The organism is Pontibacter qinzhouensis (genome assembly GCF_008017455.1).
GTDB lineage: Bacteria > Bacteroidota > Bacteroidia > Cytophagales > Hymenobacteraceae > Pontibacter > Pontibacter qinzhouensis.
The window spans coordinates 1-13494 of sequence record NZ_VRTY01000002.1 but is presented as its reverse complement, the minus strand read 5'-3'; the positions used below and the strand labels follow the sequence as shown (position 1 = coordinate 13494).

Sequence of the window (13494 nt, the reverse complement as noted above, 5' to 3'; positions counted from 1 at the left end):
TTGACATACGAATCTTCTTACCACACTCCAATTTTGCTGAAGACACCACAAAGAACTCCTCCTTTTAATGGAATTTTTGAAGTCGTAGAAAATGTTGGGAATAACATCTACTTTTACAGTTAAATAGAAACCTTTTTTAGCACCTATACCAGTACCCATGTTTAATAGAATTATCATTTCCTGCCTGTTATTAGGCTCCTTATCGGCTCAGGCACAAACAAAAAAAGCTGCTCCAGCCAAAAAGCAGGCAATACCAGCCAAAGCGGCTGCAGCTCCGGCAACCACACCTCAAAACCAAACCGATAGCCTGAGTTATGCCATGGGTATTTCGGTAGGTCAGTTCCTGAAAGCGCAGGGCGTGGAAGAACTGAACTATGAGATGCTCAACAAGGCCATTGCGCAATCCATCAAAAACGACCCTACCCTCTTCGATATAAACGAGGCGCATGCCGTGATGGAGCGCTACGCCAGAACCGGCATGGAAAAGAAGCTAACCGCGGAGAAAGAGAAAGGCAAAAAGTTTCTGGAGCAGAACAAAAAACGTGAAGGTGTAACCGAAACAGCCAGTGGCCTGCAATATGAAGTGCTTACTGCCGGTAAGGGAGCAAAACCAACCCGCGACAACAGCGTGCTGGTGCATTATAACGGCAAGCTCCTCGATGGTAAAGAGTTCGACTCCTCCTACTCACGCGGTGAGCCCATTACTATTTCGGTTTCGGGTGTTATACAGGGTTGGACAGAGGCTGTGCAGCTGATGCCCACCGGCAGCAAGTGGCGTCTGTATATTCCGTCGGACCTGGCTTATGGCGACAGTGGCGCAGGCCGCGACATACCCGGTGGTGCCACGCTTATTTTTGATGTGGAGCTGCTGGAGATAAAATAAAGCCAAGTTCTGTATTCTGATTTTACATAAAATACAAAAGCCTGCTTCATTTAAATTGGAGCAGGCTTTTTTTTGAGCAGCAGTAACTACCCCTTCTTCAGGAAGCAGGTTTTTAGCACAATGTTGCTGCCATCAACACGGCAATCAATTTCTTCCTCGTTGTCGGTGAGGCGGATGTTTTTAATTGTTTTGCCTCTTTTAAGGGTAATCGAGGAGCCTTTCACTTTTAGGTCTTTGGTTAAAGTAACGGTGTCTCCTTCGCTCAGGATGTTGCCGTTGCTGTCTTTTACTTCCATATTCTTTTATGGTATGAAGTTAAAAATATTATTTGATCGCTCTTTGTAATCAGTCCTAAACGGTAGGGCTTTTTTGCAGCAATTATCCTAATCAAAATGCCCTTCAGAAGACTTTTAGGGCAAAAAGACCCAAGGGTGAAATTTCAGAAATCTGTCTGAAGTAGGAAAAGCTGAAATGCAACGGCTTTAGCCTGTCACGTTTCCACCTAAAAGGGAAAAAGTATTATTGCTTACGTTCAATTTCCCGAAGATTCTCCAGTTTCTTGTTTCGAAGGAAACCGTTGATGTCTTCGAAATGCTCCCGGATGCGTTTGTTGCCGAACTCAAATACTTTGGTAGCCAGCCCGTCCAGGAAATCGCGGTCATGCGACACCAAAATCAGGGTGCCATCGAAGGCGATCAGTGCTTCTTTCAGAATGTCTTTTGTTTTGATGTCGAGGTGGTTCGTAGGTTCGTCCAGAATCAGGAGGTTTACGGGCTGTAGCAGGAGCTTGATCATGGCAAGCCGGGTACGCTCTCCTCCCGACAGCACCTTCACCTTTTTCTCGATGGTATCGCCACTGAACATAAAGGCACCGAGCAAGTCTTTTATACGGGTGCGCATGTCGCCTACGGCAATTTCATCAATTGTCTGGAAAACAGTCAGGTCGCCATCCAGCAGCGAGGCCTGGTTCTGGGCAAAATACCCGATCATGCAGTTGTGGCCCAACTGCAGTTTGCCTTCGTAGTTTATCTCGCCCATAATGGCTTTTACCAGCGTCGATTTACCTTCGCCGTTCTTACCTACAAAAGCTACTTTCTGGCCACGCTCAATGGTCATGGAGGCATCTCTGAAAACCGTATGGTCGCCGTAGGTTTTGCTGAGGCCATCTACAATAACCGGGTAATTACCGGAGCGCGGGGCAGGCGGAAACTTAATGTTCAGCGCAGAGGTATCTACTTCGTCAACTTCCACAATCTCCATTTTCTCCAGCATCTTTACCCGCGACTGCACCTGCAGGGTTTTAGAGTAAGTGCCCTTAAACCGATCGATAAACCCTTGTATATCGGCAATCTCCTTCTGCTGGTCGTCGAACTGCTTTTGCTGTTGCTCGCGCCGCTCTTTGCGCAGTTGCAGGTATTGGCTGTAGTTTACCTTGTAATCGTAAATGCGGCCCATGGTTACTTCTATGGTGCGGTTGGTGATGTTGTCTACAAAGGTTTTGTCGTGAGAAATCACGATAACGGCTTTAGCATTGTTCACCAGAAAATCTTCGAGCCATTGAATCGACTCGATGTCCATGTGGTTCGTAGGCTCATCGAGCAGGATCAGGTCAGGCTGTTGGAGCAGTATTTTAGCCAGCTCGATGCGCATGCGCCAGCCCCCACTGAACTCACTTGTAGACCTCGCAAAATCTGACCGCACAAAGCCAAGGCCCATCAGGGTTTTCTCGACTTCAGCATCGTAATTTATTTCTTCTATAGAGTAATACTTCTCGCTCAGCTCCGATACCTGCTCAATTATAGCATAATATTCTTCCGATTCGTAGTCGGTGCGCGTTTCGAGTTGTGCGTTCAGCTCCTCCATCGCCTTCTTCATGTCGAGGATCTTGGCAAAGGCTTTGGAGGCTTCTTCGAAAACAGTGCACTTGTCTTCGGTGAGCAGGTGCTGCGGCAGGTAGGCAATCACGGCATCTTTCGGGGCCGACACTTTGCCACGGGTGGGCCTGGCCTCGCCGGCAATAATTTTAAGCAAGGTCGATTTACCTGCTCCGTTTTTGCCCATCAGGGCTATTTTGTCGTTTTCGTTTATGTTAAAGCCAACATTACTGAAAAGAGCTCTGCCGTTAAACTCAACAGCAACTGCATCAACTGAAATCATATTTTTCCTGCTAAAAATAAAGCTGCAAAGATATTATTTATTTGCCGCTTTGCGGTAGCCACCTGCTATATTTTAAGATGAACCCCCAACAACCCGTCAAAAGATTGATGTGCAACCGTTAACCCAACTTTATTTCGTTTAGTCGTTTTACATGGCCTCCTGCACCTCTTTTTCGGGTTTTAAAAAGATTTTATAAAATTTTTTAATTAAATTTTAATATTAAATTTGGTTAACTAATGTTAGTTATTTATATTTCTCAAATAATTGAAACCATTACCATCTGTTACCTAGCTAAATACACACTACTTTCCTGAACTGATTTTTCATCTAAATTTAGCTTATGAAGACATTTATACATTCTTTCAGTACATTTTCAACTTTTATACCTGTCTGCAAAGTCCAACTTTAGAAAGACCTGGCATAAAAAGTACCCGCCACACTTGTTCCTCAGATTCCATTACGGTAGTAACCAGTAATTTTTTTCTGGATAAGCAGCAGGATAATTAGCAGGCTTATTGCGCAATCGATTGCACTAAATTTGCTAATACCGCCAGCCTACACACGGTTTACTGAACAACAAGTACCTGATCCTATCTTCTTACTCTGCCCTTGGCCCTTGCAGCAGCACGCATGTTAAGTAGTGCTGCTACCTGAGCTTCTTACCCTGAACATGTAAAACACAAGCATTCAACTTTAACCAAATTTTAAATTTATGAAGCACATCTTACAAAATCAGATGAAATTCTGGCTGATGCTGCCACTGCTCGTTGCTACCATGGCCAGCGCCATAGCACAGGGCATACTCGTGAAAGGTAAAGTGACAGATGAACAAGGCGCCGGATTGCCTGGCGTTACTGTCATTCTAAAAGGAACCTCTACAGGCACTGCCACAGACCTGGACGGCATCTATTCTCTTTCGCTGCCATCGGGCACCGGCACACTGGTTTTTTCTTATGTAGGCTACTTAACACAGGAAGTACCGGTTAATAACCGCGCCAACATTCAGGTAAAGCTGGCCTCCAACTCCAAAGTGTTAGACGAGGTAGTGGTAGTAGGCTATGGCACCATGAAGAAAAGCGATGTAACTGGGGCCATCACCACTGTTAAAACCGAGGAACTGACTGCCATACCAACCACTAATGCCCTGCGCGCCCTGCAAGGCAAGGTATCGGGGCTGGATGTAACCCAGAACAACGGGCAACCAGGATCGAGTGTAGGCATAGTGCTACGTGGCAACCGCTCTTTAAGAGCAGATAACCAGCCGCTTGTATTGGTAGACGGTATTCAGTATGGCTCGTTTGTAGATATTAACCCTTCTGATATTGCCTCTATTGAAGTACTGAAAGATGTAGCCTCCACGGCTATTTACGGAACGCGTGGAGCTAACGGTGTTATCATCATCACAACTAAAAAAGGCAGCGCCACCGGCAAAACCAACCTTACCTTTAACTCCTATGTTTCTACGTACGAGAAGGGCAAGTACCCGCGTATGATGAATGGCGAAGAGTATTACAACCTGAAACGCGAAGCTTACCGCACTACCAACAATGGTGATTATCGCCGCGACGAAGACATTTTCCAGATAACAGAGCTGGATTATTATAAAACAAAGCAGTTTGAGAACTGGCAGGATTATATTTTCCATACGGGTATGCTGCAGAACTACGAGTTGAACCTGAGCGGCGGCAACGAAAAAACAATCTTCTCGGTATCAGGCGGTTTCCAGAAAGACAAAGGTCTGCTGCTGAACGACGTGTTCTCCAGAGTAAACGGTAAAGTGAGCGTAGACCACAAACTCAACGACATGTTCCGGGTAGGTGTATCGGGTATTTATACTTATAAAACCCAGGACAAGCGCGATAACCCGCTGAACATGGCGAACAAGATATTACCGATTGCCAAAGCTTTTGAAGATGATGGAAAGATTATTCTGTTTCCGGCTCCTGGCTACAGCGCTCAGTTTAATCCGCTGGCCGACGAACAGCCTGGTGTTTTCGTAAATAACATTGTAGATAAACGCTTGTTCTCTTCTGCTTACCTGGATGTTAAATTCTCTGAGTCCTTGTTATTCAAGACTTCTGTTGGCCTCGATATCCGTGATTTCAGAAATGGCTATTTCAGAGGGCATAACACGGTGGCTAACGTAGGCCGTAAATCCATATCTGGTGTAGATATGAACAACACCATGAACTACACCTGGGAAAATACCCTGAACTACAACAAAACAGTAGGTGAGCATAGTATTCAGGGGCTCTTAGGTACCAGTACACTGGGTTTCAATACTGAGGTATTCAGAAGCTCCGGCGATAACCAGGCTTCTCCGGTAACCTCCTTCTACGACCTGAACTCGAATACAGCTACTAAAGTTATTGGTAGTGGCCTGAAAGAGTCGCAAATTGCCTCGTTCTTTGGCCGTGTAAATTACAAGTTTAAAGACCGTTACATTTTCCAGGCATCACTCCGCACGGATGGATCTTCTGTACTGGCTGAAGGTAGCAAATGGGGTTATTTCCCGGCTGTGTCTGCTGCATGGCGCTTAATTGAAGAGCCGTTTATGGCGAGCCTGCCGGCAGTAAATGACCTGAAAATGCGCGTAAGCTGGGGTAGATCTGGTAACGCTGCCATCGATCCGTATGCAACCTTAGGCGGCTTATCTCTTTCTGGCTACGCGTTTGGCAGCAGTCCTGCTTTTGGTTACTACCCAAGTGTTATCCGCAACTCAAGCCTTACCTGGGAGACTACTTCTACCTGGAATGCCGGCCTAGACTTCGGTTTATTCAGCAACCGCCTAACAGGTAGCGTAGAATTTTATCAGTCGCGTACGTCCGACCTGCTGCTGCCGAGCCTGCTTCCTCCTTCTACCGGATTCCCAGACAGAATTGAGAACATCGGCCAGACCCAGAACAGAGGCGTAGAAGTTACCCTGACCACCCATAACATAGAAAGCACAAACTTCCGCTGGACAACTGACTGGACTTACTCCCTTAACCGCGAAAAAATACTGGCCCTGAACAATGGCGTTACCCGCAACGAAGCGAACAACTGGTTTGTAGGTTCCCCTACCCGCGTATTTTACGATTACAAAAAAGTTGGGATCTGGCAGTTAGGTGAAGAAGAAGCAGCCACCGCTTTCGGAGGTTTTAAACCCGGCGACATTAAAGTAGCTGACTTAAACGGCAACGGCATCTTCGACACAGAAGACAGAACCACTTTCTCGCGTGTGCCTAAATACTCGTTCGGTGTAAATAACACGTTTGAGTACAGAAGCTTTGACCTCTCGGTGTTTGTGTATGGCCGTATCGGACAATTTATTAACTACGAGTACAACACAGCTTACAAGCCAAATGCACTCGAAAACTCCTCTATGGTAGACTACTGGACCCCGGAAAACCCAACCAATGCCTTCCCGCGTCCGAACAGCTCTTACTCTACCAATAACTACCTGCTGCAGTCAACAGTGGGGTACGTAGATGGCTCCTTTGTAAAAATCAGGGATATATCATTGGGCTACAACTTGCCTAACTCCTTGTTTGGCACGTCTAAAGTGGCGAACATCAGGCTGTACAGCACTCTGCAAAACTACTTTGTGTTCAGCAACCTGAAAGATTATGATCCGGAACGTGGCGGTGACCTGAGCTTCCCGCTGAACAAGCAGATCATTTTTGGTGTGAACGTTGGCTTCTAAAGAAGAGTTAAATCCGATTATTTTAAAGAAAGAACAGCATGAAAATTAAATATATAACCACCGTATTGCTGGCCGCCGCCCTGGGCTTCTCCTCCTGCAAAGATTTTCTGGAAGAGACAAATAAAAGCGGCCTTACCGAAGATCCGTTTTACAAAACAGAGCTTGGCATAACCAGTGCCGTAAACGCCTCCTACTCCGGCACGCGCTTGTGGTATGGCAAAGAAGCTCCGTTTGGCATAACCGAAACAGGCACCGACCTGTTCCTGCGTGGCGGCGACAACAAGGCCAACCAACTTTCTGATTATACCATCGACTTGAATGGTGCCCAAACTAACCTTAAAGATTATTGGGCTCATTTATACAGAGCATTAAACGCTACCAACACTGCTATTGCGCTACTCCCCAGCCCCCTCCTGACCGATGCGCTGAACAAGCAGTACATGGGCGAAGTAAAGTTCCTGCGGGCGCTCTACCTGTCGTTGATCGTAGAAACATGGGGTGGCGTAGTGTTAAATACAGAGCCAACAGCGGGTGCCGTCACAACGGCCAAGCGCTCATCAGAAGAAGAATTTTACAAGGTTATTTTCTCGGACCTGGATGCAGCTATTGAAAACCTGGCCGCCAAAAAATCGACGGATGGACGCATTACACAAGATGTAGCCAAGGCATTTAAAGCCCGCATGGCCCTTACCCGCGCCAGCCAGACAGATAACGCCGGACTTTATGCCGAAGCAGCTACGTTGGCTAAAGATGTGATCAGCAATGGCAGGTACACGTTGTTCAGCGATTACGGCTCGCTCTGGGATATGAAAAACAGCGAAGGCGGTACCAACTCAGAGGTAGTATATTTTGTAAACTACACCGGCGACGACACCATGAATGGCGACTACGATGCCTCTGCCGGCAAAGGCAACAGCGGCCACCTTTACTTTATTATGGTGTACGACAAGCAACCTGGCATGATCCGCTCCATCGATTACGGCCGGCCCTACCAACGTTATTTGCCTTCGCGGCACTTGCTCAACCTGTTCGACGAGACAAAAGACCAGCGCTACCATGGCAGCTTTCAGACGGTTTGGAAGGCTAACGACCCCAGTAAATCGGCTCCGGGTGGTGTAAGTGGGTACCCGCAAATGGTTGTTGGCGACACCTCTATGTTGTTTCTGAAAACGCCTGCAACTGCAGCCCAGACAGCAAGAGCAAAGGATCGCTATAAGATTTTTGATGTAAACACGATGTACCGCCCCGATGGCTCGCCACTGCTCCGCTCCCAGTTCATACAGCTTAAAAAGTTTATGGACCCAACCCGCCTGACTGCCAACCAGGAATGGAGCTCACGCGATGCCTTCGTTATCCGGATCGCAGAACTTTACTTAATCGCGGCGGAGGCTATGTTGAAAACTAATCCAGGTGAAGCGCTGCAATACATAAACACGCTACGCACGAAACGTGCCTTACCAGGCAAGGAAGTAGAGATGCAGGTAACGCAGGAGCAGCTAAATATAGATTTCATTCTGGAAGAAAGGGCACGTGAGCTTGCCGGAGAGCAGATTCGTTGGTTCGACTTAAAACGCACCGGTAAACTGGTGGAGTATGTGCAGAAGTACAACCCGGATGCAAAAGATAACATTAAAGCGCACCACAGGCTCCGACCAATTTCGCAGGTTCAACTCGATGCAGTAACCAACAAAGAGGAGTTCATCCAGAACGAAGGATATAACTAGAGGGCTTCGTGAAACAAGAAATTTAAATTTGCTTTCGTAACCAATACCAGAGCTAAACTTCTTGTGAGTTGGTAAATTTCTAAAACGACTTTAGGAAAGATTATTTAATACTACAGATTATTTAAATAAAAATGGCCTTCCGAAGCAATTTAGGCCTTTTTGGCTCAAGGGTAGTAATCTGAGTTTAGGCTAATTTTATCTCATTATTAATTTTCGGACATGTTTAGTTTAGAAAAAGGGGAAGTTTTGCTTCTCCTTTTTTTTATGCCAGTTGTTGAGGCTTACTCTCTGCTCCTGCCGCCTATGTCGCTTTGACAACAAAAACCAATACAAGAATTGAACGCAGCATTTGCACCAACGCACTTTTTGCGCTTACTTTATAGGTAAACTCCAAGAATAAGAAGTCCAGCCCATAAATACATATGCCACCCGGACAGACAAAGCGCCCTAAAAAAGTACAGATGCCCAGGAAAAGCAACAGGAAGAAGAAAAAGTCTGTTCGCTGGCCATATTATGTTTTAGCAACTGTAACTCTACTTGCTATTGGTGTGTTTTTGGCCTACAAAAAACTGAACCCAACCTGGTACAACATCAATAAAAACAAATACCCCATTACCGGCATAGATGTTTCTAAGCACACCGGCCGGATAGATTGGGAAAAGGTGCGCGAACAGCAGGTTCATTTTGCTTATATAAAGGCAACCGAAGGCGTTAACTACCTGGACCCCAAGTATAAGGTAAATTACCAGGGAGCAAAGGCAAGTGGCCTGAAAACCGGGGCCTACCATTTTTTCAGGTTTAACAAACCAGGCAAGGAGCAGGCCGAGAACTTTCTGAAGCATGCCCATCTCGAAAAAGAGGATTTACCACCGGTAATTGATGTGGAAGACTGGGGAAACAAACATCACAAAAAAACGCCAGCCCAGATTTCCGAGGAAATAAAAACGTTTATTGAGATAGTTGAAAAGCGCACTGGCAGAGAGGTGGTGATTTATACAAACGAGAGCTCCTACAACAGCTATATTGCCGACCATTTCGACAGCAGCCTGATCTGGATCTGCACCTTCCGGAAGGAACCGTTGCTGGAGCCGGACCGCTGGATTTTCTGGCAGCACTCGCACGATACCCGCCTGGAAGGTGTGGAAGGCTGGGTTGATTGGAATACCTTTAACGGAAACGAAGAAGCCTGGCGGTTTTTCGCGCAGCAAACCCTTTAGTACCCTTGAAGTAAATTACCCTGAAAAGCTTCTGGAGGCCATTTTCATCTGAATAATTCAGTTAGATGCTAAAGGCTCCGGGCTGCCACTACAGCTACCTGGAGCCCTGCCAAGGCTTCTACCGCATCAGGAAAGTGTAATGGCCAAGGCCACGTAGGGCTAAAGCGGTGCCACGTGCTACAGATCGCAAAGGGTCGTCTGCAATATGAACAGGCAAACCAGTTCTGGCCGATAAGCGGGCATCGAGGCCACGGAGCAAGGCACCTCCGCCTGTCAGGTAAATGCCGTTCCCGTAAATATCACCTGAAAGTTCTGGCGGCGTAATTTCGAGGGCGTTCATAACGGCATCTTCTATTTTAGCCACCGATTTATCGAGGCACTCGGCAATCTCCATATAGGTTACCTTTATTTCCTTTGGTATGCCCGTCATCAGGTCGCGGCCCAGCACGGCATAATCGCCGGGAGGGTCTTTGAGCTTGGTATGCGCGGCTCCCATTTCAATCTTTATTTTCTCGGCCGTCCGGATACCGATGAGCAGGTTGTGCTGCTGCCTTATGTAATATTCTATCTCAGAATCGAAGGTTTGCCCGGCCGTATGAATAGATTGCTCACAGACAATACCGCTCATGGCAATAACGGCTATCTCGGTAGTGCCTCCGCCTATATCCACAATCATATTGCCCACAGGCTCCTCTACATTAATGCCTATGCCCATAGCAGCTGCCATAGGTTCATGAATCATGTACACTTCTTTGGCTCCTGCGGTTTGGGCTGAGTCGCGGATGGCTCTTTTCTCCACTTCGGTAATACCCGCCGGAATGCAGACCACCATGCGGAGCGATGTCGGGAACCACCCTTTCCGGAGAGCAGCCATTTTAATCATGCCCCTTATCATTTGCTCTGCGGCATTAAAGTCGGCAATAACGCCAGCGGTTAAGGGCCTGATGGTTTTAATGTTATCGTGGGTTTTGCCTTCCATTTGCATGGCCTTGTGCCCCACCGCCACTACTTTATTTGTTCTTCGGTCTATGGCAATAATGGCAGGCTCATCGAGCACAACTTTACTGTTATGTATGATCAAGATATTGGCCGTACCTAAATCTATGGCTATATCATGTTCTGAAAATCCAAATAATCCCATCCTTGTTTAGTTAGTGGAAATCTTTTGTGCCAAGGCAGCTTCTTCAAAATGCCTCGCCCCTCTTTCATTCAAAATTAAATTACCTGCTCCTATTCCTGCCAGGCCCAACACCTGCACAAACTCTTAAATACCAGCGCTTGCTACCTTGCGCAGGCAAACCAGGCACCTACCAGCAAAGCAAAAGCAACCCCGCGTATACTTGAGTTCAGGAGTACCGAAAACAAGGCTCCTGCCCCTCCTGTTCATGCAAATATACAATAATAATAAAGTCTTAGTTAAGCTATACCCTTACTTCCTGCTAAACAGCTGGCACCTTTTACCAGGCGAAGAGGGTGGTACCTGCAAGTGGCCGTAGCGGTTTATTATGCTGAAAATATGCTTATACTAAAAAAGCAATAGTGAACTTTGGTTTTGTTACATTTGCCGCATTATGTACTTTTAATAGCACTTCCTGAGCATTAACATGGTTACATTCGAAAATAGCTATCTGAGCATGTGGTTTGACCCCGAGGTAAAACTCCTGTATAGTGAGTGGAAACGGTTGCCTACGCAGCAGGAGTACCAAGATGGGGTAAAAAGATCGGAGAAGCTGTTAAACAGCTACCAGGTATTATACTGGATTATGGATTCTACCCGGCTGGCAGCTATGCCCATAGAACAACAAAGCACAACCTTACACTACATGGCCCAGGTTATTGTTACTTCCAGCATAAAAAAGCTGGCCCGTATTGTACCGAAAGATAACTCTATCATCAGTTTTTTTGAGGATACACTACAGCTGGCCCAGAAAGCCTATAACTCTAAAATTGAAATAGACCGCTTTAATACCTACAAAGCCGCTGCCGACTGGATCGGGATGATTGGGTGTTAGAAATCAAACGAAAGTAGAGATGTGCTTAGGTAGTGGTATAGCTAAAAAGGAGCAGAACTCATAAATTGTCTACACTCTATCAAAAACTTCCTATAGGGCATCCATATGTTTTCCTCATTAGACCATTCTCTTATTATTTAGTAGCTTTACCCAGTATTTCTGAGATAACATAATTTTGCAGCTGCAAACATATTGCTCATAAATTATGCTTCTGATTATCAACGTCAAATGTTAAAAGGAATTTTTTGGGACTTAGTAGACAAAGTTTTCAACTTAGGTGCAGGGTTTATTATATCTGTTATCTTATCAAGGATATTAACTCCGGAAGATTTTGGGTTAGTGAGCATGGTGATGGTTTTTATAAGCTTTTCGCAGGTTTTTCTGGATGTTGGTTTCAGCTCGGCCTTAGTTTATAAGCAGGATGTAACGGAAGAGCAATACTCTACTGTATTTTATATCAATATTGCCATTGGCGCTCTTTTAACCTGCATTATGTTTCTTTTATCGGAAGTAATAGCTGGCTTTTATGGCCAGTCAATCATTTCCTCTTTAGTAAAAGGCACTTCTATTCTTTTCCTGATTAACTCTTTAACAGTAGTTCAGAACGCACATTATATAAAAGTAATAAACTTAAAACCTCTTGCCATTTTTAGAGCCGTAGCCGTCATAATTTCAGGTGTGGCTGGCATTACTATGGCTTATTTAGGATTTGGTGTCTGGAGCTTGGTTTCTCAAAGTGTTTTAAGTGCATTAATTTTCACTCTGCTAATCTGGGTTTTCTCAAAGTGGCGACCAAAGCTACTTTTTAACTTACACTCCATAAAGGAACTTTGGCAGTATGGCTCTAAAATATTTATACCCAACCTGTTAGAAACATTTTTCTCAAAACTTGATGTTTTAATTATAGGAAAAATATTCCCGCCTGCTTCGCTTGGGTACTACACAAGGGCTCAATCGTTAAACAGCCTGATCATTCAATACAGTTCTGGTAGCCTTCTAAAAGTCTTTTTCCCGGCAATCAGCAAAAATCAACATGATTTAGTAAAGGTCAGGGAAATTTATAGTACAGCGCTTATTGTAGTGTCTTTCGCAGCCCTGGCTTTGTTAAGTATTCTTTTCGTTAGCTCTAGAAGCGTTATCATTTTACTTTTTACAGAAAAATGGATTCAGTCTGATATTTATTTTAAGATACTGGTTCTCAGTGGCTACGCTTATCCGCTAAGCGCTATTATGGTAAATGTAATTAGTGGCAGGGGCAATTCCAAGGCGTATCTGAAGCTGGATTTAATTAAAAAAGCCATATTAATTGTTGTCTTTACCATTGGGTTTCAAACCGGCATAACCGGTTTCCTCTATGGAATGGTCATATTTTCTTTTTTGGCTGTCTTATTAAATATGTATTTTGTAAGTGTTGAAATTGGAATTTCTGTTACAAACCAAATCAAAATGGTTGTACCTTATTTTATAATTGCAGCGTCATCTATCGGCTTAGGCCTCATAGTTTCTAATAATGTTGATCTTCCTAACTTTTTTATGCTGGTAGCTGAATCAGCTACAGTTGTAACTTCCTATGCTCTTTTAAATATTCTCTTTAACTCAAAAGCATTTTTGCTCTTTAAAGGAAAATTTATAGTACAGAAAGTATAGTTGCCAATCAGTATTATATTAATCAATAAGATCGAGTGTAGGTAGAAATATTGATACAAAGCTAACGAACGTTTTAAGCTAAGACTTAGGCCTATACAGTTATTTGAATTAGGCACTTGTTTAATGGCTAAGAAAGCTGTAAATTGATTGAAATAGAGCTATTTACATG

At 44.9% G+C, this 13494-nt stretch carries 9 protein-coding genes; 6 read left to right on the top strand and 3 right to left on the bottom strand.

Features of this window, described 5'->3' with window-relative positions; all coding sequences use genetic code 11:
- Positions 1-157: 157 nt before the first annotated feature.
- Positions 158-883 carry a BamJ family beta-barrel-assembly machinery protein gene (gene bamJ, locus FVR03_RS00680; protein WP_147919831.1) on the top strand — a complete coding sequence of 242 codons (726 nt, stop codon included), beginning with the start codon at positions 158-160 and terminating at the stop codon, positions 881-883.
- 86 nt (positions 884-969) lie between these two features.
- On the opposite strand, the gene FVR03_RS00675 is transcribed toward bamJ, so the two are convergent.
- Together FVR03_RS00675 and FVR03_RS00670 are read right to left on the bottom strand one after the other, a co-directional pair.
- Positions 970-1179 carry a zinc ribbon domain-containing protein YjdM gene (locus FVR03_RS00675; RefSeq protein ID WP_147919830.1) on the bottom strand — a complete coding sequence of 70 codons (210 nt, stop codon included), beginning with the start codon at positions 1177-1179 and terminating at the stop codon, positions 970-972.
- A gap of 223 nt (positions 1180-1402) precedes the next feature.
- The gene (locus FVR03_RS00670) at positions 1403-3040 is read right to left on the bottom strand and encodes an ABC-F family ATP-binding cassette domain-containing protein (protein WP_147919829.1); all 1638 of its coding nucleotides are present in this window, start codon (positions 3038-3040) and stop codon (positions 1403-1405) included.
- A 712-nt stretch (positions 3041-3752) separates the two neighbouring features.
- Here FVR03_RS00670 and FVR03_RS00665 point away from each other — a divergent pair.
- The 3 genes from FVR03_RS00665 to FVR03_RS00655 all read left to right on the top strand — a co-directional run bounded on the left by FVR03_RS00665 (position 3753) and on the right by FVR03_RS00655 (position 9666).
- Positions 3753-6725 carry a SusC/RagA family TonB-linked outer membrane protein gene (locus tag FVR03_RS00665; RefSeq protein WP_147919828.1) on the top strand — a complete coding sequence of 991 codons (2973 nt, stop codon included), beginning with the start codon at positions 3753-3755 and terminating at the stop codon, positions 6723-6725.
- A gap of 38 nt (positions 6726-6763) precedes the next feature.
- Entirely contained in the window at positions 6764-8449 is a 1686-nt protein-coding gene (locus FVR03_RS00660; RefSeq protein WP_147919827.1) for a RagB/SusD family nutrient uptake outer membrane protein, read from the top strand.
- A gap of 461 nt (positions 8450-8910) precedes the next feature.
- Entirely contained in the window at positions 8911-9666 is a 756-nt protein-coding gene (locus tag FVR03_RS00655; protein ID WP_187269981.1) for a glycoside hydrolase family 25 protein, read from the top strand.
- A gap of 118 nt (positions 9667-9784) precedes the next feature.
- Here the strand turns inward: FVR03_RS00655 and FVR03_RS00650 are convergent, their stop codons facing one another.
- A complete protein-coding gene (locus FVR03_RS00650; protein WP_147919825.1) occupies positions 9785-10807 on the bottom strand; it encodes a rod shape-determining protein in 1023 nt (340 codons plus the stop codon).
- Positions 10808-11270: 463 nt separating this feature from the next.
- Between FVR03_RS00650 and FVR03_RS00645 the strand changes: the two genes are divergently transcribed.
- Positions 11271-11678: a hypothetical protein gene (locus FVR03_RS00645; protein ID WP_147919824.1), complete on the top strand. Its 408-nt coding sequence runs from the start codon at positions 11271-11273 to the stop codon at positions 11676-11678.
- Between the two features lie 228 nt (positions 11679-11906).
- Positions 11907-13325 (top strand): lipopolysaccharide biosynthesis protein, encoded by a 1419-nt coding sequence (locus FVR03_RS00640; RefSeq protein WP_147919823.1) that lies wholly within the window; start codon positions 11907-11909, stop codon positions 13323-13325.
- Positions 13326-13494: the final 169 nt, after the last annotated feature.

What these genes read in the sequence shown, in the direction of transcription:
- FVR03_RS00660 (WP_147919827.1), top strand. Translation starts at nt 6,764, where the DNA reads ATGAAAATTAAATATATAACCACCGTATTGCTGGCCGCCGCCCTGGGC.
- bamJ (WP_147919831.1), top strand. Translation starts at nt 158, where the DNA reads ATGTTTAATAGAATTATCATTTCCTGCCTGTTATTAGGCTCCTTATCG.
- FVR03_RS00640 (WP_147919823.1), top strand. Translation starts at nt 11,907, where the DNA reads ATGTTAAAAGGAATTTTTTGGGACTTAGTAGACAAAGTTTTCAACTTA.
- FVR03_RS00645 (WP_147919824.1), top strand. Translation starts at nt 11,271, where the DNA reads ATGGTTACATTCGAAAATAGCTATCTGAGCATGTGGTTTGACCCCGAG.
- FVR03_RS00650 (WP_147919825.1), bottom strand. Translation starts at nt 10,807, where the DNA reads ATGGGATTATTTGGATTTTCAGAACATGATATAGCCATAGATTTAGGT.
- FVR03_RS00675 (WP_147919830.1), bottom strand. Translation starts at nt 1,179, where the DNA reads ATGGAAGTAAAAGACAGCAACGGCAACATCCTGAGCGAAGGAGACACC.
- FVR03_RS00670 (WP_147919829.1), bottom strand. Translation starts at nt 3,040, where the DNA reads ATGATTTCAGTTGATGCAGTTGCTGTTGAGTTTAACGGCAGAGCTCTT.
- FVR03_RS00655 (WP_187269981.1), top strand. Translation starts at nt 8,911, where the DNA reads ATGCCCAGGAAAAGCAACAGGAAGAAGAAAAAGTCTGTTCGCTGGCCA.
- FVR03_RS00665 (WP_147919828.1), top strand. Translation starts at nt 3,753, where the DNA reads ATGAAGCACATCTTACAAAATCAGATGAAATTCTGGCTGATGCTGCCA.